The organism is Nocardia pneumoniae NBRC 100136 (assembly GCF_000308755.1).
GTDB classification, from domain to species: Bacteria; Actinomycetota; Actinomycetes; order Mycobacteriales; family Mycobacteriaceae; genus Nocardia; species Nocardia pneumoniae.
On record NZ_BAGF01000027.1, the window covers coordinates 206,151 to 227,990 of the forward strand.

The following is a 21,840-nucleotide window of genomic DNA, read 5'->3' on the forward strand; positions in this document are numbered from 1 at the left end:
GATCCGACGGTGCGGAGGGTGCCGAAAAAATCCTGCTCAGCAATCTTAAGCGTGTATGTAACACAGATTTAACGCCGGATGCTTACGCTCGCGGGCATGGATCGCCAGAAGGAATTCGTGCTGCGGACGCTCGAAGAGCGGGACATCCGCTTCGTACGTCTCTGGTTCACCGACGTCTTGGGCTACCTGAAGTCCGTGGCGATCGCGCCCGCCGAGCTGGAAGGCGCCTTCGAAGAGGGTATCGGCTTCGACGGCTCGGCCATCGAGGGCTTCGCCCGCGTCTCGGAGGCCGACATGGTCGCCCGGCCGGATCCGTCCACCTTCCAGGTGCTGCCGTGGGCCACCAGCAAGGGCCACCAGCACTCCGCGCGCATGTTCTGCGACATCACCATGCCCGACGGCTCGCCGTCCTGGGCCGACCCGCGCCACGTGCTGCGCCGCCAGCTCAACAAGGCGGGCGATGTGGGTTTCAGCTGCTACGTGCACCCCGAGATCGAGTTCTTCCTGCTGGAGAACGGCCCGCACGACGGCACCCCGCCGATTCCGGCCGACAGCGGCGGCTTCTTCGACCAGGCCGTGCACGATTCGGCGCCGAACTTCCGCCGCCACGCCATCGACGCGCTGGAGTCGATGGGCATCTCGGTGGAGTTCAGTCATCACGAAGGCGCTCCCGGCCAGCAGGAGATCGACCTGCGCTACGCCGACGCGCTGTCCATGGCCGACAACGTGATGACCTTCCGCTACCTGATCAAGGAAGTGGCCATCGACGAGGGCGTGCGCGCCACGTTCATGCCCAAGCCGTTCCCGCAGTACCCCGGCTCGGCGATGCACACGCACATGAGCCTGTTCGAGGGCGAGACGAACGCCTTCCACGACCCCGACGACCCGATCAACCTGTCGGAGACGGCTCGGGCGTTCATCGCGGGCATCCTCGAGCACGCCCCGGAGATCAGCGCGGTCACCAACCAGTGGGTGAACTCCTACAAGCGCCTCATCCACGGCGGCGAGGCGCCGACCGCGGCCTCCTGGGGCCGGTCCAACCGCTCCGCCCTGGTGCGGGTGCCGATGTACACGCCGAACAAGGCGTCCTCGCGTCGCGTCGAGATCCGCAGCCCCGACTCCGCGTGCAACCCCTACCTGACCTTCGCCGTGCTGCTGGCGGCCGGTCTGCGGGGCATCGAGAAGGGCTACAACCTGCCGCCGGAGGCGGAGGACGACGTGTGGTCGCTGACCACCGCCGAGCGGCGCGCGATGGGCTTCCGCGAGCTGCCCGGCACGCTGGACGAGGCGTTGCAGGCGATGGAGCGCTCCGAGCTGGTCGCCGAGACGCTCGGCGAGCACGTGTTCGACTTCTTCCTGCGCAACAAGCGCAGGGAGTGGGCGGACTACCGCAGCCAGGTCACCCCGTTCGAGCTGAAGGAATACCTGGGGTTGTAACCCCGGAATGACCTTCGGCGGCGTGCCCGCGGCCGCGGCCGGGTAATTTGAGAGCCATGGTCCGGCCACCGTCTGCCCGCTCCGCTGTCCCCGGCGTCGGTCGGCTCGGATTGCTCGAGCCGTCCGCCGCCGCGTCGCTGCGCGAACTGGGCTGGGACAACGTCGAGAGTATTCCCGTGCTGTGGGCGCTGTCCCGCGCGCCGGACGCCGATCTCGCGTTGAACACGCTCATGCGGCTGCGCGAGAGCATCGGCGACGAGTGGGCCGCCGTCGATTCGGCGATTCGCACGGATACGTCGTTGCGTGGCAGGCTGTTCGCGTTGATCGGCTCGTCCAGCGCGTTGGGCGATCACCTGGTCGCCCGGCCGTCCATGTGGGAGAGCTTGCGCCGCAAGGACTTACCCGGTCGGGACGAGGTGATCGCCGACCTGCTGGCCGTCGTCGAGGCGGAGCCGGAGCAGGGGCCCAACGCCGCGCCGATGCTGTACCGCGCCGGGATCTCGGGTCCGGATGTGGTGGCGTCGCTGCGCCAGCGCTACCGCGACCAGCTGATGCTGCTGGCCGCGCTGGACCTGGCGGCCACCGTGGAGAACGAGCCGGTGCTGCCGTATCAAGTCGTCGGCAGGCACCTCACCGACCTGGCCGACGCCGCCCTGACCGCGGCGCTGGCGGTCGCGGTGGCGCGGGTCTGCAAGGACGAGCCGGTGCCGGTGCGGCTGGCCGTCATCGCGATGGGCAAGTGCGGCGCGTGCGAGCTGAACTACGTCAGCGACGTCGACGTGGTGTTCGTCGCCGAGCCCGCCGACGCCACGGCCACGCGGCTGGCAGCCGAGCTGATGAGCGTCGCGAGTCAGGCGTTCTTCGAGGTCGACGCGGCGCTACGGCCGGAGGGCAAGGCCGGTGCCCTGGTGCGGACGCTGGACTCGCACATCGCCTACTACAAGCGCTGGGCGCGCACCTGGGAGTTCCAGGCGCTGCTGAAGAACCGCCCGGCCACCGGTGACCTCGCACTCGGCCAGCAGTACCGCGACGCGCTGATGCCGATGGTCTGGACCGCTTCCGAGCGGCCCGATTTCGTCGCCGACGTCCAGGCGATGCGGCGCAGGGTGGAGGACCTGGTCCCCGCCGATCTGCGCGAACGCGAACTCAAACTCGGGCACGGCAGCCTGCGCGACGTCGAATTCGCCGTGCAGCTGCTGCAATTGGTGCACGGGCGGGTGGACGAGACGTTGCACGTGCAGGGCACCGTCGAGGCGTTGACCGCGCTCGCGGCAGGCGGGTACGTCGGCCGGGACGACGCGGCGAACCTCACCGCGTCGTATGAGTTCCTGCGGCTGCTCGAGCACCGGTTGCAACTGCAGCGGCTGCGTCGCACGCACACGTTGCCCGCCGCCGACGACGAGGAGGGGATGCGCTGGCTGGCGCGTGCCGCGCACATCCGCCCCGACGGCAGGCAGGACGCGGTGGGCGTGCTGACCAGCGAGATCCGGCGGAACGCGGTGCGGGTGCGGCGATTGCACGCCAAACTGTTCTACCGCCCGCTGCTGGAATCGGTGGTGCGGCTGGAGCCGGACGCACTGCGGCTGAGCCCGGAAGCCGCCATCCGGCAGCTGGCCGCGCTGGGCTACGCGGCGCCGGAACACGCGCTCGGACACCTCAAGGCGCTCACCGGCGGAGTCTCCCGCAAGGGGCGCATCCAGGCACTGCTGCTGCCGACGCTGCTCGAATGGCTCAGCGACACACCGAATCCCGACGCGGGCCTGCTGGCCTACCGGCGAGTGTCGGAGGGCCTCGCCGACCAGATCTGGTTCCTGCGCGAGCTGCGCGACGAGGGGGCCATCGCGCAGCGGCTCATGATCGTGCTCGGCTCCTCGGAATACCTGCCGGACCTGCTGATCAACGCGCCCGAGACGATCCGGATGTACGCCGACGGTCCCAGCGGTCCGCTGCTGCTGGGACCGCAGCCGGACGAGGTCGCGCGCGGCATCCTCACCGCGGCGGCCCGCTACGAGGACCCCAAACGCGCTGTGGCCGCGGCCCGTTCGCTGCGCAGGCACGAATTGGCTCGGGTGGCGTCGGCCGACCTGCTCGGCATGCTGGACGTGCCGCAGGTGTGCCGGGCTCTGTCGTCGGTGTGGGTGGCCGTGCTGGAGGCGTCGCTGCGTGCGGTGATCCGGGCGGGCGAAGCGGAGATGGGTTGCCGTGCGCCCGCCGATATCGCGGTGATCGGTATGGGCAGGCTCGGTGGCATGGAACTCGGCTACGGCTCCGACGCCGACGTGCTGTTCGTCTGCGATCCGCGTCCGGGTGAAGACGAGACCAAGGCCGTCAAGTGGGCGATCGGGGTGGCCGACCGGGTGCAGCAGTTGCTCGGGGCGCCGAGTACCGATCCGCCGCTGCTGGTCGACGCCGGGCTGCGCCCGGAGGGCCGCAACGGCGCGCTGGTGCGCACCCTGGCCGCGTACGCCGCCTACTACGAGCAGTGGGCGCAGCCGTGGGAGGTGCAGGCGCTGCTGCGCGCCCATCAGGTGGCGGGCGACCAGGAGCTCGGGGTGCGCTTCCTGCACGTCATCGACAAGGTGCGGTATCCGGAGGGCGGTGTGTCGGCCGACGCGGTGCGCGAGATCCGGCGGATCAAGGCCAGGGTCGACGCGGAGCGCCTGCCGCGCGGCGCGGACCCGGCCACCCACACCAAGCTGGGACGCGGTGGCCTGGCCGACATCGAATGGACGGTGCAGCTGATGCAGTTGCGGCACGCCCACGAGGTGCCGGGCCTGCACAACACCTCCACGCTGCAATCGCTGGACGTGATCGAGCAGACCGGACTGCTGGACGCCGACGACGTGGCGCTGCTGCGCGACGCCTGGCTGACCGCGACGAAGGCGCGCAACGCCTTGGTGCTGGTGCGCGGCAAGCCCACCGACCAGCTTCCCGGCCCGGGCCGCCTGCTCTCCGCCGTCGCGCGCGTGGCGGGCTGGCCCTCCGGCGACGGCAGCGAATTCCTCGACCACTACATGCGCGTCACCCGGCGCGCCAAGGCCGTGGTCGAGCGCGTCTTCGGCGCCTGACCCGGCGATCGGTGAACCAGCATTCGCCCTGTCATCGGAAGCGCAGAACCATTGTCATACTGGTGGTTCCGGCGCGATTGGTGATCTCCGAGCCCGCGACTTCGGTGAAGCCGAGGCGGGTGTAGAGACGGCGGGCGGGGTTTTCGGCTCGGACGCTGAGGCTGATGGCGGGGTATCGGGCTTCGGTGTCGGCGATGAGGCGGGCCAGCAGGGCGGTGCCGAGACCGGTACCGCGGGCGGCCGGTGCGACGGCGATCGCGAGTTCCGGGGTGGTGTCGTCGACGTAGCCGTAGCCGGGGTTCTCGCTGGTGAACAGCCGGATCCAGGCGGCGCCGTGCGGCAGGGTCGCGGTGCCGCCGACAACGCCGAGGTCGTCGCGGGCGCCCCAGCCGTCGACGTAGCGAGACAGGTCCGGGACGGTCCGGAGGGCATCGGGTGAGGTCATGCCCTGTTCGGCGGCGTGCGACGCCTCGTACAGCATTGCCCAGAGGAATGGCTCGTCATCGCGGGTAGCGGGCCGTAGCAGCGGGGATGTCACGCCGTCGACAGTAGCGGCGCTCCGAAGCGGCGACGAGCATCCATTTACGGCTGTCATCGGCGTCCGGCGCCAGCCGGACGATTCCGGCGGGCGGTGTCGGCACCGGGCCGCGTTGGGTCCGCCTCAGAGGCAGCATTGCGTGCGCGTGCGGATCGGTCGAGTCCATGCAAGGCGAGGACGGCGATCGCGCCGATCAGCGCCAGCCCGACCCATACAGCCCAGTCCGCTCCGGCGGCGCGAGCCGCCCCGATGACGGCGCCGGTGGCCAGGTTGCCGCCGAGAATGCCGACACCCACGACGGTGTTGTAGAACCCGTAGTGCGTCGCCACCAGCCTGTTTCCGGCCAGCGAGACGACGGTGTCCATCTCGAACGGGAACACCGCGGCAGTGCCGATCGCCAGAAGGGCGGCCGACACCAGCAGCGCCGCCGCGGCGGCGCCAGGGCCGAACCGCTGCGGACCCGCGATCACGGCGAGCGGCAAGAACGCGGTCGCGAGAATCCCCATGCCGACGACCAGGCTGCGCCCGCTGCCCCACCGCGCCTGCAACCATGCGGTGATGCGCAGCTGCCCTGCGACCGCGACGACTCCGGAGATCACGAATATGGCCGAAGTCAGCGTCTGCGATCGCGCACCCGCGATGTAGTCCGCTTGCAGCGGCAGTGCGAGATATACCTGGAACGACAACACATACGAGCCGATCATCGCCGCCGCGAACGCCACGAACCGCCGGTTGCGCACAATGGTGCGCCAATCCTGCAACACCGAGGTCTTTTCGGCGGGAGTCTCCGCGCGGCGGGTCGGCAACGCGAACAGCTGCGCCACGGTCAAGATCGCGAACACCAGCGCGGCGGCACCGGCCGCGACCCGGAAGTCCAACGCCATCAAGGCGAGTCCCACCAGCGGTCCGGCCAGGATGCCTGCCTGGTAGAAGATGTTGAACAGTGCGAACGCCTCCACCCGGCGTGCACCGGCGTCTGCGGCGAGGTAGGCGCGGACCGCGGGATTGAACAGCGCGCCCGCGAAACCGGTTGCCGCCGAGGCGATCAGCAAGCCCGGCAGCGATGTGGCGAACACCAGCAGGACGAAGCCGCCGGTGCGCAGCAGACATCCGGCCACGATCAGCGGCTTGTAGCCGAGCCGGTCGGCCAGGGTGCCGCCGACCAGGAACATGCCCTGCTGCGAGAAGTTCCGTACCCCCAGCACCAGCCCCACCGCCCAGGCGGCCAAACCCAGCGGGCCCGCGAGGTATCCGGCGAGATACGGCATCAGCATGTAGAAGCCGAGGTTGATGCCGAACTGGTTGACCATCAGCAGGCGGGCGGGCAGATCGAAACCGCGAAACCTCCGCAGCGCACTCACGACTGCGCCTCCACCATGGGCGTGAACTGTCGCGGGTCGATCACCGTGGCGCAGCGCGTCCACGAGGTCACCACCCGCTCGGCTGGATGTGCAAGAGTGTCGGGCTCGACCGGCGGGTCGGCGTCGAACAGGCCGTGCTCGACGCAGAAGGCGTCGTTGTAGACGGTGTCGAAGTAGCGGTGCGGACCGTCCGGGAACACCGCCGCGATCCGGGTGTCGGCGTCGAACACGCGCGCTGCCCACCCGGCGACCAGTGCGACCGCGCCGACGCTCCAGCCGCCGGTGGCGTACTGAGTGGCGGCCAGGGTGCGGCACGCCCACACCGCCTCCGCCGGTGCCACCCAGTGCACTTCGTCGAACGCGCCGTAGTCGACATTGCGTGGGTAGATGCTCGACCCGAGGCCACGCATCAACCGAGGACCCGCGGGCTGCCCGAAGATCGTGGAGGAGACGGTGTCCACCCCGATCAATTTCATCTCCGGGTTGAACCGGCGCAGTACCCGGGCGACCCCGGAGGAGTGACCGCCGGTGCCCACCGCGCACACCAGCACATCAACCCGGCCCAGCTGTTCGACGAGCTCCAGCGCCAGCGATTCGTAGCCGTCGACGTTGTCCGGATTGCCGTATTGGTCCGGGCACCACGCATCCGCCTCCCGGTCCAGCAGCTCGGCCACTCGATCCCTTCGCGCCTGCTGCCAGCCGCCGACCGGGTGCGGCTCGGTCACCATGTCGACCCGAGCGCCGTAGGCGGTGAGCATGCGCGCGACGATGGGCTCCATACCGGGATCGGTCACCACGGTGACCGGGTGACGATGCACCATTCCCGCCAGTGTCAACCCCAAACCGAGTGTGCCACTGGTTGATTCGACAATCCGCGCGCCCGGCGCCAGGTCGCCGCGTTCCTCGGCGGCACGCACCATGTGCAGGGCGGGACGGTCCTTCATCCCGCCCGGATTGAACCCTTCGAGCTTGGCCCAGAAGCCGCGGCCCGCGGGCGCCAGCGGGGCGCCGATCCGCAGGACCGGGGTGTTGCCGACGAGTGTGTGCGGCTGCCGCGCCGCGATCGGAGTCGCGGGAGCATCGGCGGGCCTGTCAACCACAACGTTGTTCATTTTGTCGCTTCCTGTATCGGAACCGCCGCGCGGCGGTGAGGACGTGAGCAGGGCAGCGAACACCGGCCGAAGGAACCATTTCGGCCTGGCGCTGACCGGTCAGCGTCGAGCGATACAGAATCGCGTGAGAATGACCCGGCCCCCCGAGGCCGCTACCGGCACCGGCGGGCCGCGGACGCCGCCGGTCGGCATGGCCGCGACGGCCACCGCCATGATCGCGGCCACGGCCACTGTCCACAACAGTTGCGATATCGCGGTGCTCCCGGCTCCGCCCGGCAGCACCGACTTCATGACGCAGTGCGTGATATGCGGGCCGCACGGGTGAGTGGCATCGTCGGCGAACGGGTGCGATGGACTGTGGATTGTCGAAGAGGTCGACCGATTCGCGGCTGATCCGGCCGAGGTGTGGTCGTGGCCGTTGTCGGCGATCGCGGCGCAGTCGATCATCAGCCCGACGAGCAGCACCGCGGCCAGCAGTGCCAGTATCGGGGCGCCGCGGCGCATTCGCTCGATGGACCTCATAACGCATCCGACTGTAGCAACGAAGCCCGGACAAGTAAACTCTACCCCCGTAGGGTAATCGTTGCTCGCGCGACGCAGGGCTTGCCAGCAAGGCGCATGCCCTGGCGATGGTGCCCGGCAGGACAACGGCCAGCCGCCCGGCCCGGGCCGCCTGCGCTCTGTAACCGGTCCCTTGCGCTGCGGGCGCGTCGGTCGAACGCTTCGGTGCGCGCGGCGCCGTCTGTCTGCTCGGCCGTTCACCGCTGGTGTCGTCAGCGGTCCCAGTTTCTTTGGCTTGCGCGGACTTTCAAGGTACGCGATGCTGGAACGTTGGCCTACTGGCGGGAACGATGCGATGGTAGCCCACGCTTCTGCCTGTGCTGCTTCGGATCCATTGTCCAGGTGCGCGATGGCAGCGGGAGGTGCCGTGACGGTAGCGGTGAGGGGAATTCGGCGACCGCCGACCGGACCGGTCCGGGGTCGGCCACGTCCGCGGTGTCGCGGAGGCGGAGGTGATTGCATTGGCACACCAGGTCATCGCACAGTCGCGGAGATGAGCGGCGCGATCAACGCGTCTCGGACTTGTGCCGGGGCGAGAAGGGATTTCGCAATGACGGATTTGTCGGCTGAAGAGATTCGGGGCGTGTGGCGTGGACAGGTGCAGCCGGTTTCGGCCGAGTTGCTGCCGCCCGGCCTGCCACCGGCGACACGGGAATTCTTGACCACCATCGGATTCCCGACCGTCCCGGTGCTGGATTACACCTTCTTCCGCGACGATCGGTTGTCGGCGCTCATCCGGCGCGGTGGGCACGAGTATTTGGTGTTCGCCGAGAACACCAGCAACAGCGTATTCGGAGTGGAACTCGAATCGGAGGCGGTGTACCGGATGCACCGTGCCTACCCGGAGGACCAGAGGGATTTCTACAACTCGAATATCGCTCTCTTCGTGTACTTCCACGGCTTGCTCGACAAGAACGTGCTGAGCCTGGACGAGGTGAACGAACAACTTCTTGTGGATGCCGTGAACAGCGTCCGAGTGCCGCTCGCCGAGCGGGATCCAGGGGCACTGTCCGACGACGCGCCCTGGCGATGGACCCTCTCGGATCTGGAAACGGAGTGGCAATGACCCCGATCTCGCCAGCGCCTGCCCGACGATCGCTGCGTCGGCTGTCCGGCCTTCTCCTCGCGATAGTTCTCGCACTGCTGTTCAGCGGCTTCGACGTCGCGCCGGGGCAGGCCGGGCCGACCGGTGTTCCGAAGGAGGACTACCAGCTCCGAAAAGTCTTCCCCGGCGACCCGATGCACATCCCGATCCTGATGTATCGGTACCGGCACACCGAGGATCTCGCCACTGGAGTACCGAAAGACCAGCAGTCCACGGCCAACGTCTCCTGGGATCGCAACGCCGCGGGTTTCCAGTTCTCGGTCGGCGGGACGATCTATGTCGTGGTGGCCCCGAGCCTGTCCCGATTCAACAACGCCACCACGGTCGCCGTCATCGACATCTATCGTCTGGACAATCCGGCCACCGGGCAGTGGACGGTGGTGGACCCCGGACTGAGACCCTTGGCAGACCCGCAGGGCATGCCGCTCAGTGACTGGCGAACCTCCTGGTATCCCAGCGACCAATGGGATGTGAAGAACTTCCCGGCCATCGACGCCGAACGGCGCTCGGGGCTGCACTCGGAACGGGTGGCAGACCTCTACTTGGAAGAAGTCATCAGGAAACACAATCCCTCGGCAACCGCCGATGTGGGTCTATCCGAGCGGATACCGTGCAACGGGCCTACCCAGTGCCGGGCGAATCTGCAGGTCGGCGCATGGTTCCCCGAGTTACGCGACATGCGCTATCTCACCGAGGAGAAGAGCGATAAACCGGCTGCCGCCGCGCAGAACGCCATGATGGAGGTCTACGACACCTGGACGGCGCGGAACTTTCCGGTGGGCCCGGACGCCTCGGCGCAGCTGGGATATCACGACTTCACCACCCCCGGCGATGCTCCCGCACAGGGGTCGGCGACTCAGGCGCTGGCACCCGGCGCCGACCCCGGCGGCATCGACTTCTCGACGCTGCAATTGCGCTATGTGGCAGAGGGCAGGGGCGGCAAACTGGAATACGCTTTCGACGCGGCAGCCGCCACCGGAGCCGACCACAAGATCACCGAGGGCAGGCTGGCGATGGCCCGGGCATCGGATGCGTTCTTCGTATGGCTGAGCTTGCCCGCCTCCACATTCTGGGTCAATCTGAATCCCTCCGAGCCCAATCGAATCATCGATGACCGGCTCGGTACGACCGACGTCGGACGAATCCTGCTGCAAGCGGACTTCCAGATGAAGAGACTCGTCGGCACCTTGATTCATCCCGACAGCGCGCTCGGACGGCAATTCTGGGCAAGCTCGGGCGTCACCAGCGGCAGCTGCTTCGCAATGCGGCAGTGGATCGTCCCGGAGCCCGCCGGTGTGTACGAGAAGGACGGCGGCCTGTACATCGTGGATGCGCCGCTGGACGTCAAGTCGGAGACGGACTATTTGCAGACACAGGGTTCGACCGGCAGCTCTTGCGTCACTCCAGACGCCGGGTTGGAGGCCGCGTTCCGCAATCTGGTCTTGCCCGAGATCAAGCAAGCGATCAACGGTGCACCCGAATTCGCGGAGCTGCGTCAGGTGTACCTGAGCCGAGTGGCCGCCGAGTGGTACCGCCAGCGTCATGCCACAGGTGGGGCGCTGTCGAGCATCATCGACAGTGGTGACGTGACGAACTGGCCGGCGCTGCACCCCTGGTCGGCACGTGATGTGTTCAACCAGTATGTCGATTCGTACAACAAGCACGAATTCAACGTCACCAAAGAAATCGAGCAGGGCAACTACCGCTATGACGTGACCTACACCTATGGAGGTGTCGATTTCAGCGAGGTACCGCTGAACCAGCTCACCCGATCATCGGTCGAGCAGGTTCACCCAGATCTGACCACCGTCATCGGCCAGTCCCTCCACCACGCGATACCCGACCAACGCGGGAAAGTCTGGCTCGGCGCCACCAGTGAACCACTGCGGGAACGGAACGCCGCCGCCATGGAGCCCTCTTCTCTCCTCGACAGCGTCGGCCCGCTGGCTCTGGTCGCGATGATCCCCCTCGCCGTCCTGGTCGGCTGCCTCCTCTGGTCTCGCCGACAGCGTCCTGCTCACGGAAAGTTCCGGTAAAGGCACAGCCGACGAGTCCGGTCTGGCTGTCACGAGCCTGTGTTCGACCGCTGCCCGAGGTCGACTCGAGGGTCGAGGGCGATGCCGGTGCGTTCCGCCCGCTGTTCACCCCAGTCGTACAGCGCGGTGAGCACGGGAACGAGGGTGCGGCCCTCGTCGGTGAGGGTGTACTCGACCTGAGGCGGCACCGTGTCGAAGACGGTGCGGTGGACCAGGCCGTCGGATTCCAGCTCGCGCAATTGCTGGACCAGCATCTTCTCGCTGGTGGTCGGCATTCGTCGGCGCAGCTCGCCGTAGCGGTGCACGCCCTCCTTCAGGTGGGCCAGGATCACCGGCTTCCACTTGCCGCCGATCAGGTCGACGGTCACCTCCACGGCGCAGTTGTAGCGCTTGCCGGGCACACGACCTCCGGGGTACTCACTGAAAAGTGCGTTCTTGTAACACGGTAATCATCGCGATTCCATGAATGCCGTTCAGACCAACGCAGACATGGAGCGGAAAACCTATGAAGGTCATCGTTTTCGACCGATTCAAGCCGGGCGTCACGCTGGAGACGATCAACCCGTACCTGCCCGAAGAGGTCGCCAATGTCTGGCGGCTGTGGAAGGCGGGCATCGTGCGGGAGAACTACGCTCGCGCAGACGAGCCCGGCGTGGTGATCGTGTTCGAAGTCGACAGCGTCGAACAGGCGCGCAAGTACGTCGAGGACTTCCCGCTCACCAAAGCCGGGTATCTGGAGTGGACCTATGTTCCGGTGCAGGCGCCGTTGCCGCTGGAGGCGCTGATGGACCCGGCGGTCGACGTCGCCGAGCCCTACGACCGGACCGCGTGACCATGCGACACGCCTTCGGCCTCAGCATTCCGCAAACTGTCCCCGACGCCTGCGATCCCGCGCGCATGGCGCTGCTCATCTATGACATGCAGGTAGGCATCGTGCGCCAGATCCCCGACGGCGACAAGATCGTGCGCGCGTGCGTCCAACTGCGCGACGCCGCACGAGCGGGCGGCTTCCGGGTGTTCTACACCAGGCACATGACGCTGCCGATCGCCGCGTCCGGGGTCGCCCAGCTGCGTACCGCCATGCAGTGGCAGCGCGTCGACGACCCCGCCGAGCTGCATTCCAGCTTCCCGCAGGGCTCACCGCAGTTCCAGCTGGTACCCGAATTGTCCCCCGGACCCGACGAGGTGGTCTTCGACAAGATCACCATGTCCGCCTTCGCCGGGACACCACTCGATATCGCGCTGCGCGACTGCGGAATCGACACCTTCGCCGTAGCGGGCATCGCCACGGAGGTGGGTATCGAGCCGACCGTCCGCCACAGCCTGGATCTGGGCTACCTGCCGATCATCGTCACCGATGCCTGCGGCGCGGGCCATCCGGACGCAGCCGAACGGTCCCATGCCACCTTGGCATTCGCTGGGGGCTCGCTGACGACAGACACCGCCACGCTCACGGGGTTGATGAGCCAGCGGCCGCGCTGAGGCCGGAAGTCGACGGCTCCGCCGGGGGAGGGGCAGGCTGGGTTGCGCAATGGTGGTTCGGCCCCGTCGATCATCGCGGCGGCGACGATGCCGGGGCCGAACCCATCGACGGAACAGACTGCTGATCCAGCGGCATGCGGATCACTTGGCGAGAGCCTTGCCGCCATTCGGAGCTACCGCGAACCACGTCCCTCCGACGCCCTGGCCGAGCAGATCCCCCGGCTTCTTGTCCTTCGAGAAGTAGTACACCGGCCAGCCGCCGATGGTGATCTGGCATGTGCCGTCGGCACGTTCGATGAATCCGACGAGCTGAGGGTCGACCCCCGACGCGTAGACCGATTGATCACGCGCGACGGTCAGCGGCGGCCAGGTCACGGCACACTGCCCGGCGCAGTTGGACACCGACGGCTGCGCGGTGTCCTTGTCGAACCGGTACAGCGACCGGCCCGACCCGTCCGACACATGCTGTCCGATACTCGGATCGCTGGACACATCGAGCTGCACCGCATTCGCGGTCCCGGCCGGGGCGGCTCCGCCGTAGATCTTCAGCCAGCCCTGCGTCTTCGCCACCGCGGGCGCCTGCCCCGCGGCGGGCGCGAGCGCAGCGGTCGCCGTGGTCGACGATGCCGACGCGGCCGCCGGAACGGGCCGACCGCTCTCGTCGCCACCACAGCCGCTCAGCAGCCCTCCAAGTACGACCGCGGCTATCGCTACGGGCACGACGGCACGCTGAAATCGTCTGCTTGAACTCATATTCGGACCCTTCGTCGCTGTTCCGCGAGCCGCTGACCGCAACTCGTCACCGGTACTACGAAACTGCCGCCACCACCGGTTCACCGGGCCCAAGGGGTGTGCGCTTCCTCATACCCCCCATAACCCGCGCGAGTGGCACACCACCGAGGGCCCTTCCCGCGATTCCCCACAACCATGTGCCACTCGTGAAAGAGCAGGGGTCGGTTGGAGGTTAGGTCAGGTTGTGGAAGAGCAGGACGAAGTCGCGCAGGGCACGGCGGCCTTCCTCGTGCGCCAGGTGGCCGCCTTCCGCGGTGACCGATACCGTGCTTCCCGCGCCGATCCGCAGCACGTCCCAGCAGACCGGCAGCACCGGCGCGTGCACGCTGCGTCCGTTGCTGCTGATGGTCAGGCGGGAGGTGTAGCGGCCGGACAGGGCGGCGAGTTCTTCGGCGATCTCGGCCGTGAGTGGTCCGGTCGCCTGGAATTCCTCGACATACACTCGCCTCGCCTCGCCTTCGTCGCAGCCGTTTCCGACCTGCGCCAGTCTAGGTGGACGGGGTGAGCGTCGACGCGATTCCCGGTGGCCCACACGAACTCCACACACGCCCCACACCGCAGCTTCACCGGCATTGCCTAGGCTCGGCCGCATGCGTAAATGGATGGACCGGGCATTGCTCGGGGTGGGGTGGTGCGCTGTGGCGGCGGGTGCCGCCGGGATGGTGCTGCACTTCGGAGCGTGGGAGCGGCGGGGGCTGGTGTTGCTCGCGTCGGGGGCGTCGTACCTGATGATCGGGGCGGTCATCGGTCTGGTGCTGATGCTGATCGCGCGCGGGTGGCGCAGCGCGGTCGTGGCCGGGGTGCTGGCCATAGCCGTGCTGTGGACATTGGTGCCCGCGTTCGTACCGGAAGGACGGGCCGCGAGCGGGCCGCGAATGACGGTCATGCAATCCAATTTGCTGTTCGGAAAGGCCGATCCAGTTGCCGTGGTCCGGGCGGTGCGGGACAACCGGGTCGACGTGCTGACGGTGGAGGAGTTGACCGACGCGGCGGTCGAGAGCCTGGCGGGCGCGGGCCTGCTCGACGAACTGCCCTACCACTACACCGAACCCAGCGGCGGCGGTGGCGGCACCGGAATCTACAGCCGGTATCCCTTGCGAGACAACAAGAAATACGACGGCTACATCCTGAACAACGTCTCGGCGACAATGGATCACCCGGAGGACGGGCCGATCACCGTCTTCGCCTTTCATCCGGTCCCGCCGCCGTTCAATTTCCCCGCCTGGACCGCGGAGATGCGCAAGACCCGCGAAATCCTCGACGCGCACCGCGGCCCGGCGATCGTGGGCGCCGACTTCAACGCGACTCGCGACCACACCGCCTACCGCGATCTGCTGCGCGGCCGCTTCGCCTCGGCCGCCGACCAGACCGGCGCTGGTCTGCTGCCCACCTACCCGGAAGACCGCCGCTGGGGCCCGGTGATCGGCATCGACCACATCCTGCTGGCCGACGCCACCGCCGAATACCTGCACAGCTTCTCCGTGCCAGGCTCCGACCATCGTGCTCTCGTCGCCAGAATCCAGCTCCACTGACCCGGACCTCTCCGTCCTCGCACGGACCCCGGTCTGTGCGAGGACGGGGAAACCTTGCGGCGACCTCGACCGGGCACCGTTCATCGCCATCTCGGCGGAGTCGTGGTCAGGGGCTTCGATCGCAGCGGGACCGGGCATAGCAGCGCGAAGCCGGTATCGTGGTCGCGACAATGTCTTCCATGGGCAGGGGGCGAGCGTGGATAACATCGAGCGATTGCTGCTCGGACTGTCGGACTATCTGAGCGAGAACTTTTCCGTAGCCGGGGCCCGTCAGGTCCGGCTACAGCTCGATGCCGTCCGGGATCGGATTCCGTTTCCGCCTCCGGACACGATCGAGCAGACTCCGTTGCGCAACCTGTTCGACTACGTCGAGCTGAAGAGCCATGATGCCGTCCTCGGCCGGACGCAATGGCTTCGCGGCACGTTGGCGGAGATCGATCGAGAACTGCTGGCGGCTTTGGCGGAAACGCAGCGCTGCGACTTGACCGTGCACGACCTCCGAGACATCGACAGCCTCCTGTGGGATCTGCGCGACCGTGTCGACATGTTCGAGCTGATGGACGACGGTCGCTGGCCGTTGCAATGCCTCATCGCCTATGTCGACGCGCGGATGAAACGCTCTCTGGAAGCGAACTGAAGCATCGAATCGGCCATCCCGCCGAGCAGCGGTGAACACTCGCGTGTCACGTCCCCGATATATGCCCGGTGCCCTGATATTCGTGGGCTATGACGACACCACATGATTTCGAATTCGAAGAAATCTACCGAGGCACAGGGGGTCCCTTCGGGCCGGGCGTCAAACCGCCGTGGAGTATCGGGGAACCCCAGCCGGAACTCGCCGCGCTGATCGAGCAGGGCAAATTCCATGGCGATGTCCTCGATGCCGGATGCGGGGAAGCGGCGATCTCGCTGTATCTGGCCGATCGGGGCTACACCACGGTCGGCCTGGATCTGTCGCCGACCGCGGTCGAGCTGGCCCGCGCGGAGGCCGCCAGGCGCGGCCTGACCAACGCCTCCTTCGAGGTCGCCGACATCACCTCCTTCACCGGTTACGACGGTCGCTTCGGCACCATCGTCGACAGCACGCTGTTCCATTCGATCCCGGTCGAGTCGCGGGAGGGCTACCAGCGGTCCATCGTGCGCGCCGCCGCACCGGGCGCGTCGTATTTCGCGCTGGTGTTCGACCGGGCGGCCCTGCCCGAAATGCCGCAGCCGGGGCCATCGCCGGTCACCGCCGACGAGCTTCGTGAGGTGGTGTCGAAGTACTGGGTGATCGATGAGATCAGACCGGCGCGCATCCATGGCAACCTGCCAGCGGCGTTGCTTGCCGACCCGGGTTTCCGGTTCGAGGGCCTCCGCGACGAGCCGGGCGGCCGCAAGTCGGTTCCCGCCTGGCTGCTGTCGGCCCATCTGGGCTGATTCCGCCACATAACGCTGCGGTGCGGCGCCCGGGCAAATCCCCCCGTCGAAGACCTGTTGTGGCACGCTGTGTTTCATGGCCGACTCCCGGCGTACCGTAGCCGAATGGGCATGGCAGCGGCAGAGCGTGTGGTCGAAGACCGCCGATAACCTGAAGTCGGGGCCGCATCGTGCGCGCCAATGGCGTCTGGTGTCAACGGTGCTGGGGGCCGGGCTTGCTTTATCGGGGAGTCAACTGGGGCCGGTCGATGAGGCCGCCGCGGTCACCGCGGCGGTGGCGGGGGCCGCGCTGATGGCCGCCGTCGGTGTATTACGTGGCGGCAGCAGTGTCCAGGCGATCCGTCAATGGACCCGGGCGCGATCGGTCTCCGAGGCGATAAAGAGTGAAGTGTTCTTGTTCCTGACCTCTGCGGGGGTTTATGTCGGCGAGGACCGGGAGCGACGGTTGGATGCCGAAGTGCAACGGCTCGAACGGGAAGTGGGCGATCTGCGCCGCTACTCCGATGGAGTAGCGGCGACGGTGCGCCCGCTGCCCGCGGTTGACGATGTGGACTCGTACCTGAGACTTCGGGTGCGCGAGTCGCAGTTGGAGCGCTATTACGTCCCGCGAGCGCAGTTGATGCGCCGACGAGTGCGGACGTTCAAGGCGATCGAGGTGACGCTGGCGCTGGTGGCCGCGGCTCTCGCCGCCGTCGCCGCCGTGTCGCCGAATGTCGGGGCCTGGGCCTCGGTGGCGACCACCGCGGCCGGGACGGTCGCAGCGCATGCCGCCGCCGAACGCTACGAGACGCTGTGGATCGAATACAGCCGCACCGCCGCCGAACTGCGCCGCCTCGCCGACCAGCGCACTGCCGCCGATGGGAGACCTTTGTCCCCGGCGGAATTGATCGTTGCGTGCGAGAACGTCATCTCCGTGCAGAACCAGGCGTGGATGGCCAAGTGGGGTGAGGAGAACAGTGCCGACTAAGGCTTCGAGCCGCGAATTCGGACTTCGAGTCCGTCTCGTTCACACCATTCCGACCCGGTGATACAGCACCGGCGAATCGGCTGAAAATGCGGTCGTCAAGATCAATAATGGAAGGGTGAACGCCGAGGGCGCCGCACGTGGTTGTTCGCCGAGCCGGGATGCCGGTGCCGGGTTGCCCGGCTTCGATGTGGTGATCGCATGTCCCGCATTTTCCTGAGTCATTCGAGCCGGGATTCGCGGCAGGCGATCGCGGTGAAGCGGTGGCTGAGCCAGCGGGAACCCGCCGTGGAGAACGAGATCTTCCTGGACCTGGACCCGCGCACCGGTATCCGGCCGGGGGAACGCTGGAAGCAGGCGTTGCAGAAGGCGAACAGTCGATGCGAGGCGGTGCTGTGCCTGCTGTCGGCGCGGTGGGCGGCATCGCACGAATGCTTGACCGAGTTCCGGTATGCGGAAACGCTGAACAAGGCGATCCTCTGCGCCCGGCTCGAACCGGTACCGGATAGCGGCATCACCCGCGAATGGCAGCGCTGTGATCTGTTCGGCGCCGGTCCCACCACGGAGATCGCCCTCGATGACGGCGGTGAACCGGTGGTATTCACCACCGACGGCTTGCAGCGCCTCCTCGACGGGATACGCGCGTTGGGCATCGGGGCGCAGTACTTCCCGTGGCCGCCGCCGCAGGAGCCGGACCGGGCGCCCTACCGCGGATGGGCGCCACTCGAGGAGGCCGACGCCGCGGTCTTCTTCGGCCGCGACGCCCAGCTCGTGCGCGGCATGGACGCGCTGCGCGGAATGCGCGCCTCCGGGGTGCAGTCGCTGCTGGTGATCCTCGGCCCCTCCGGTGCAGGGAAGTCCTCGTTCCTGCGGGCCGGGCTGCTGCCGCGGCTGCGCCGCGACGACCACTCGTTCCTACCGCTGGGTATCGTCCGCCCGGAACGGGCCGTACTCACCGGCGAACACGGCCTCGCCCGCGCCATTCATCGCCTGCGCACCGATCTGGGGTTGGACCGGCCGCTGCTGGGTGAGATCAAAGACGCCTGCCTCGCATCCGACGTCGAGCGGCTGCAAGGCTGGCTGGACCAGGCCCGGCAGGCAGCCCGCGACCGGCTGCCGGGTTCGGCCGCCGGAACTCCGCCGCCCTCCCTGATCCTGCCGCTCGATCAAGCCGAGGAACTCTTCAGCGCCGACGCCGGGCCACAGTCCCCGCGGTTCCTCGAATTGCTCGCCGCCCTGCTGGCCCGCAACACCGCGACCACCCCCGCCCTGATCGTGGCGGCCACCATCCGCGCCGACCGCTATGAGCCGTTGCAGACCGCACCGCAGCTGGCCGGGGTCCAGGCAATCGTGTTCGACGACCTCAAACCGATGCCGCCGGCGCAATTCAAGGAAGTCATCACCGGACCCGCCGAACGCGCCACCACGGCCGGTCGGCCGTTGACCATCGAACCCGCCCTGGTCGACCGGCTCCTGGCCGACAGCGCCCAGGGTGCGGACACCCTGCCGCTGCTGGCCCTCACCCTCGAACACCTCTACTGCGACTTCGGGGCCTGCGGGAACCTGACCCTGGCCCAGTACCAGGCGATGGGCGGAATGCCGCGGATCGTGCAGACCGAGATCGATGCCCTGCTCGACACCGACCCCGTGAAACGAGCAGCCCAACTCGACATCCTGCACACCGCGTTCATCCCCTGGCTGGCCACGATCAACCCCGACAACGACCAGCCGATGCGCCGCCTGGCCCGCTGGAGCGACCTCCCTGCCGACAGCCGTCCCCTGATCGACGCGCTGGTGGAGAAACGATTGCTGGTCAAGGACATCCGCGACGGGCAGGTCGTGGTCGAGGTGGCCTTGGAGAGCCTGCTCCGTCAGTGGAACGAACTCGAAGGGTGGTTGGACACCGAAAGGCAAGACCTCAAGAACGCCGACACCCTCGAACGCGCCGCCGCCGACTGGGAGAACAACGACCGCCATGACGCGTGGCTGCTGCAGGACACCCGACTCGCCGACGCGGAAACCCTCGCCAGGAAGCCCGGCTTCCGCGACCGGCTCGAGCCGACCCGAGACTTCCTGCTCGCCTCCCGCACCCGCGAAAACAATCGCATCCACACGGAAAAGCAACGACAAGAAGCCGAGCTCCGCGCCGCCAAGGCTTTGGCGGCCACGGAGTCGCGGGCCAAACAAGAAGCCCAAACGCATGCGGCGGTGCTGCGGAAACGGACACATGTACTCCGCGGAGTCCTCGCCGTCACGCTCGTGATCGCGCTGGTGGCGGTGGTTGGCTGGGTGATAGCCCGCAGCGTAAGCATCGATGCGCAGCGCAGGTTCCTGGATGCCACCGGACTGAGGCTCGAGACGGAAGCGCAGGGCATGTTGGAGGGCACCCAACCTGGGGGTGACATCCGGGCCTTCCAAGAGCTACTTGCCGCCCAGTCGCTGACGAATACACCGGACCCACGCTCTCTCTACGCCGCGGTGGCAAAGCGAGCGAACACGGTCAAGGTCATTGCGGTGCCACGAATCTCGATCGGAACAGCCCTGGCGTTGAGCGCCGACGGGAGTCGCATGGCATCACTCAGCAGCGATACGGGCCGGGTTGAAATCCGGGACGCGGACAGCGGAAAAGCCATCGGTGAACCGCTCACCGGCGCGCAGCGCAGGCTTCAGCGTGTCACGATAAGCCGCGACGGGAAACTCATCGCGGCGGGAGGCGTCGACGGCGAGGTTCTGGTCTGGGACGCACAAGCCGGTCAGCTGATGGGGCATGTCGCGCCGAGCAATTCGCGGAATGTGACGGCACTGCAATTCAGCCCCGATGGTCACCACCTGGCGTCTGGTGACGCTGCCGGAATCATTCGCATCTGGGATCCAGCCACCGGTCGATCCATCGGCGAGCCATTGACTGTCGAACCGCTCCCGGACCAGCCGCCGGGAGTAGCGCAGGTGGCGTTCAGTCACGATGGACAGCTTCTCGCGGCAGGCGTCTCCGACAACTCCGTTCGGCTGTGGAACGCCGATACTCGTCAGCCGATCGCCCCGCCACTCACTGTCTCATTGCCACCCGGCCACCAACCGAATGTGCCCAGTCTGGTATTCAGCCCTGTCGGCCACCGTTTGGTTTCCGCGCACGGCGGCGGATTCATCGCCTTGTGGGACGCCGACGCGGGTCGGCCTATCGGCCAACCGGTGAACGCCGACCGAATTGCCGTAGCTGGTCTGGCGTTCAGTCCGGACGGACGTCACATTGTCTCCGGCGGTGAAGACGGAACCCTCCGCCTGTGGAATGGTGACACCATCCAGCCCGTCGGCCAACCACTGCGCGGCCACACCGCCCAAGTGGCCGGTGTCGCGTTCAGCGTAGACGGCAGTCGCATCTCCACCGCGGGTTTGGACGGAACAATCCGATGGTGGAATGCGGATGAAGTTCGGCCGCTTATCGCATTGAGCGATCTTCGAGGCACCGTATTCAGCAGCGACCGGACTCGCATCGCGATATTCGGACCAGGCGGCACAGTAGATGTGCGGAACGCGGCGACCGGGGCGCCCATGAGCCCACCACTCACCGGCCACAAAGGTGCGTTCAGCGGTGTGTTCAGCCCTGATGGGCACCGCATGGCAACCGTCGACGACGACGAAGCGCTTCGACTCTGGAACGCTGATACCGGCGAGCGGACTCTACGTGTGGATACCGGACACGACGCTGTCAACGGGGTTGCGTTCAGCCCCGACGGTCAGCGCGTCGCCACATCCGGTTCAGATGGAATACGGATATGGGATGCCCGTCAAGGCCAGTTGGTGACGCACATGAAAGAAGCATTTCCGGTATTCGCTATAACTTTCAGCCCCGATGGCAAGCGGATCGTCGCCTCGGTCGGCCGGACTGTCCGACAATTGGACGCCCGTACCGGCGACCAGATCAGCGACCTCAGTGGGCACAATTCCGTCTCGTATGACATCGTCTTCAGTCCCGACCGCCGCCGCATCGCGACCATCGGTCAAGACGGGACTGTCCGGCTGTGGAATGCCGAGGACGGGAAACCTCTGAGAACGCTGCCTGGTCACCAAAAGCAGGTGACGAGCGTGGCCTTCAGCCCTGACGGCCATCGGCTGGTCTCCGGCGACGGATCCGGAACCTTTCGCCTGTGGAATCCCGAGACGGGCGAACCTACTGGCGCCGTCGTCGGCGCGCATGACGATGTCCTGATCGGGCTGTCGTTCAGTCCCGACGGACAGCGCGTCGTTTCCGCCAGCTACGACGACACGGTGCGGGTCTGGCCCGCGCACGCGACCCCGGCGGATCTCTGCCACAAGCTCGCCGCCAATATGAGCCGCAAGCAGTGGCGCAACTGGGTGTCGCCCAAGATCGACTACATCAAAGCCTGTCCTGAGCTGCCTCTCGCACCGGATGACGGTGCGCGCTGAACAGCGCG

18 protein-coding genes are annotated in these 21,840 nt (G+C 67.4%); 11 read left to right on the plus strand and 7 right to left on the minus strand.

The features are described from left to right. The first annotated feature begins 96 nt into the window (after nt 1-96). Complete coding sequence (locus ON34_RS08305; protein ID WP_040776271.1) at nt 97-1,437, plus strand: glutamine synthetase family protein; 1,341 nt, start codon at nt 97-99, stop codon at nt 1,435-1,437. A 56-nt stretch (nt 1,438-1,493) separates the two neighbouring features. Next, on the plus strand, nt 1,494-4,505 hold the full coding sequence (locus ON34_RS08310) for a bifunctional [glutamine synthetase] adenylyltransferase/[glutamine synthetase]-adenylyl-L-tyrosine phosphorylase (RefSeq protein WP_040776273.1): 3,012 nt from the start codon (nt 1,494-1,496) through the stop codon (nt 4,503-4,505). Nucleotides 4,506-4,536: 31 nt separating this feature from the next. On the opposite strand, the gene ON34_RS08315 is transcribed toward ON34_RS08310, so the two are convergent. The 4 genes from ON34_RS08315 to lpqS all read right to left on the minus strand — a co-directional run bounded on the left by ON34_RS08315 (nt 4,537) and on the right by lpqS (nt 8,038). Then, nucleotides 4,537-5,043, minus strand: a complete 507-nt coding sequence (locus ON34_RS08315; RefSeq protein ID WP_040776276.1) for a GNAT family N-acetyltransferase — start codon at nt 5,041-5,043, stop codon at nt 4,537-4,539. Nucleotides 5,044-5,096: 53 nt separating this feature from the next. Next, nucleotides 5,097-6,353 carry an MFS transporter gene (locus ON34_RS08320; protein WP_083889221.1) on the minus strand — a complete coding sequence of 419 codons (1,257 nt, stop codon included), beginning with the start codon at nt 6,351-6,353 and terminating at the stop codon, nt 5,097-5,099. A 47-nt stretch (nt 6,354-6,400) separates the two neighbouring features. Further along, nucleotides 6,401-7,516 (minus strand): PLP-dependent cysteine synthase family protein, encoded by a 1,116-nt coding sequence (locus ON34_RS08325; protein ID WP_040776279.1) that lies wholly within the window; start codon nt 7,514-7,516, stop codon nt 6,401-6,403. Nucleotides 7,517-7,615: 99 nt separating this feature from the next. After that, the gene (lpqS, locus tag ON34_RS08330; protein ID WP_157172216.1) at nt 7,616-8,038 is read right to left on the minus strand and encodes a putative copper homeostasis (lipo)protein LpqS; all 423 of its coding nucleotides are present in this window, start codon (nt 8,036-8,038) and stop codon (nt 7,616-7,618) included. Between the two features lie 589 nt (nt 8,039-8,627). On the opposite strand from lpqS, the gene ON34_RS35860 reads away from it, so the two are divergent. Together ON34_RS35860 and ON34_RS33430 are read left to right on the plus strand one after the other, a co-directional pair. Then, nucleotides 8,628-9,143: an SUKH-4 family immunity protein gene (locus tag ON34_RS35860; protein WP_040776285.1), complete on the plus strand. Its 516-nt coding sequence runs from the start codon at nt 8,628-8,630 to the stop codon at nt 9,141-9,143. After that, entirely contained in the window at nt 9,140-11,218 is a 2,079-nt protein-coding gene (locus tag ON34_RS33430) for a hypothetical protein (RefSeq protein WP_051022270.1), read from the plus strand. The genes ON34_RS35860 and ON34_RS33430 overlap by 4 nt, the downstream gene beginning before the upstream one ends. A gap of 29 nt (nt 11,219-11,247) precedes the next feature. On the opposite strand, the gene ON34_RS08345 is transcribed toward ON34_RS33430, so the two are convergent. Beyond that, nucleotides 11,248-11,619, minus strand: coding sequence for a winged helix-turn-helix transcriptional regulator (locus ON34_RS08345; RefSeq protein WP_051022271.1), 372 nt, complete (start codon nt 11,617-11,619; stop codon nt 11,248-11,250). Between the two features lie 104 nt (nt 11,620-11,723). Between ON34_RS08345 and ON34_RS08350 the strand changes: the two genes are divergently transcribed. Together ON34_RS08350 and ON34_RS08355 are read left to right on the plus strand one after the other, a co-directional pair. Then, nucleotides 11,724-12,050, plus strand: coding sequence for a YciI family protein (locus ON34_RS08350; RefSeq protein ID WP_040776288.1), 327 nt, complete (start codon nt 11,724-11,726; stop codon nt 12,048-12,050). 2 nt (nt 12,051-12,052) lie between these two features. Next, the gene (locus ON34_RS08355; protein WP_040776290.1) at nt 12,053-12,700 is read left to right on the plus strand and encodes a cysteine hydrolase family protein; all 648 of its coding nucleotides are present in this window, start codon (nt 12,053-12,055) and stop codon (nt 12,698-12,700) included. Nucleotides 12,701-12,841: 141 nt separating this feature from the next. Here the strand turns inward: ON34_RS08355 and ON34_RS08360 are convergent, their stop codons facing one another. Beyond that, nucleotides 12,842-13,420 (minus strand): hypothetical protein, encoded by a 579-nt coding sequence (locus ON34_RS08360; RefSeq protein WP_245547945.1) that lies wholly within the window; start codon nt 13,418-13,420, stop codon nt 12,842-12,844. 244 nt (nt 13,421-13,664) lie between these two features. Beyond that, complete coding sequence (locus ON34_RS08365; RefSeq protein ID WP_040776295.1) at nt 13,665-13,934, minus strand: hypothetical protein; 270 nt, start codon at nt 13,932-13,934, stop codon at nt 13,665-13,667. A gap of 148 nt (nt 13,935-14,082) precedes the next feature. On the opposite strand from ON34_RS08365, the gene ON34_RS08370 reads away from it, so the two are divergent. The 5 genes from ON34_RS08370 (at nt 14,083) to ON34_RS08390 (ending at nt 21,832) form a co-directional block, all read left to right on the plus strand. Then, a complete protein-coding gene (locus tag ON34_RS08370) occupies nt 14,083-15,024 on the plus strand; it encodes an endonuclease/exonuclease/phosphatase family protein (protein WP_040776298.1) in 942 nt (313 codons plus the stop codon). A 196-nt stretch (nt 15,025-15,220) separates the two neighbouring features. Next, complete coding sequence (locus ON34_RS08375) at nt 15,221-15,661, plus strand: hypothetical protein (protein WP_157172217.1); 441 nt, start codon at nt 15,221-15,223, stop codon at nt 15,659-15,661. Between the two features lie 89 nt (nt 15,662-15,750). Continuing rightward, a complete protein-coding gene (locus ON34_RS08380; RefSeq protein WP_040776301.1) occupies nt 15,751-16,443 on the plus strand; it encodes a class I SAM-dependent methyltransferase in 693 nt (230 codons plus the stop codon). Nucleotides 16,444-16,519: 76 nt separating this feature from the next. After that, nucleotides 16,520-17,410, plus strand: coding sequence for a DUF4231 domain-containing protein (locus tag ON34_RS08385; RefSeq protein WP_040776304.1), 891 nt, complete (start codon nt 16,520-16,522; stop codon nt 17,408-17,410). 198 nt (nt 17,411-17,608) lie between these two features. Continuing rightward, the gene (locus ON34_RS08390) at nt 17,609-21,832 is read left to right on the plus strand and encodes an nSTAND1 domain-containing NTPase (RefSeq protein ID WP_040776306.1); all 4,224 of its coding nucleotides are present in this window, start codon (nt 17,609-17,611) and stop codon (nt 21,830-21,832) included. The last annotated feature ends 8 nt before the right edge of the window (nt 21,833-21,840 follow it).

Excerpts from the sequence above, each read along its gene's own strand:
- ON34_RS08305 (WP_040776271.1), top strand. The coding sequence starts at position 97 with ATGGATCGCCAGAAGGAATTCGTGCTGCGGACGCTCGAAGAGCGGGAC.
- ON34_RS08310 (WP_040776273.1), top strand. The coding sequence starts at position 1,494 with ATGGTCCGGCCACCGTCTGCCCGCTCCGCTGTCCCCGGCGTCGGTCGG.
- ON34_RS08320 (WP_083889221.1), bottom strand. The coding sequence starts at position 6,353 with ATGGTCAACCAGTTCGGCATCAACCTCGGCTTCTACATGCTGATGCCG.
- ON34_RS08325 (WP_040776279.1), bottom strand. The coding sequence starts at position 7,516 with ATGAACAACGTTGTGGTTGACAGGCCCGCCGATGCTCCCGCGACTCCG.
- lpqS (WP_157172216.1), bottom strand. The coding sequence starts at position 8,038 with ATGAGGTCCATCGAGCGAATGCGCCGCGGCGCCCCGATACTGGCACTG.
- ON34_RS35860 (WP_040776285.1), top strand. The coding sequence starts at position 8,628 with ATGACGGATTTGTCGGCTGAAGAGATTCGGGGCGTGTGGCGTGGACAG.
- ON34_RS33430 (WP_051022270.1), top strand. The coding sequence starts at position 9,140 with ATGACCCCGATCTCGCCAGCGCCTGCCCGACGATCGCTGCGTCGGCTG.
- ON34_RS08350 (WP_040776288.1), top strand. The coding sequence starts at position 11,724 with ATGAAGGTCATCGTTTTCGACCGATTCAAGCCGGGCGTCACGCTGGAG.
- ON34_RS08355 (WP_040776290.1), top strand. The coding sequence starts at position 12,053 with ATGCGACACGCCTTCGGCCTCAGCATTCCGCAAACTGTCCCCGACGCC.
- ON34_RS08370 (WP_040776298.1), top strand. The coding sequence starts at position 14,083 with ATGCGTAAATGGATGGACCGGGCATTGCTCGGGGTGGGGTGGTGCGCT.
- ON34_RS08380 (WP_040776301.1), top strand. The coding sequence starts at position 15,751 with ATGACGACACCACATGATTTCGAATTCGAAGAAATCTACCGAGGCACA.
- ON34_RS08385 (WP_040776304.1), top strand. The coding sequence starts at position 16,520 with ATGGCCGACTCCCGGCGTACCGTAGCCGAATGGGCATGGCAGCGGCAG.
- ON34_RS08390 (WP_040776306.1), top strand. The coding sequence starts at position 17,609 with ATGTCCCGCATTTTCCTGAGTCATTCGAGCCGGGATTCGCGGCAGGCG.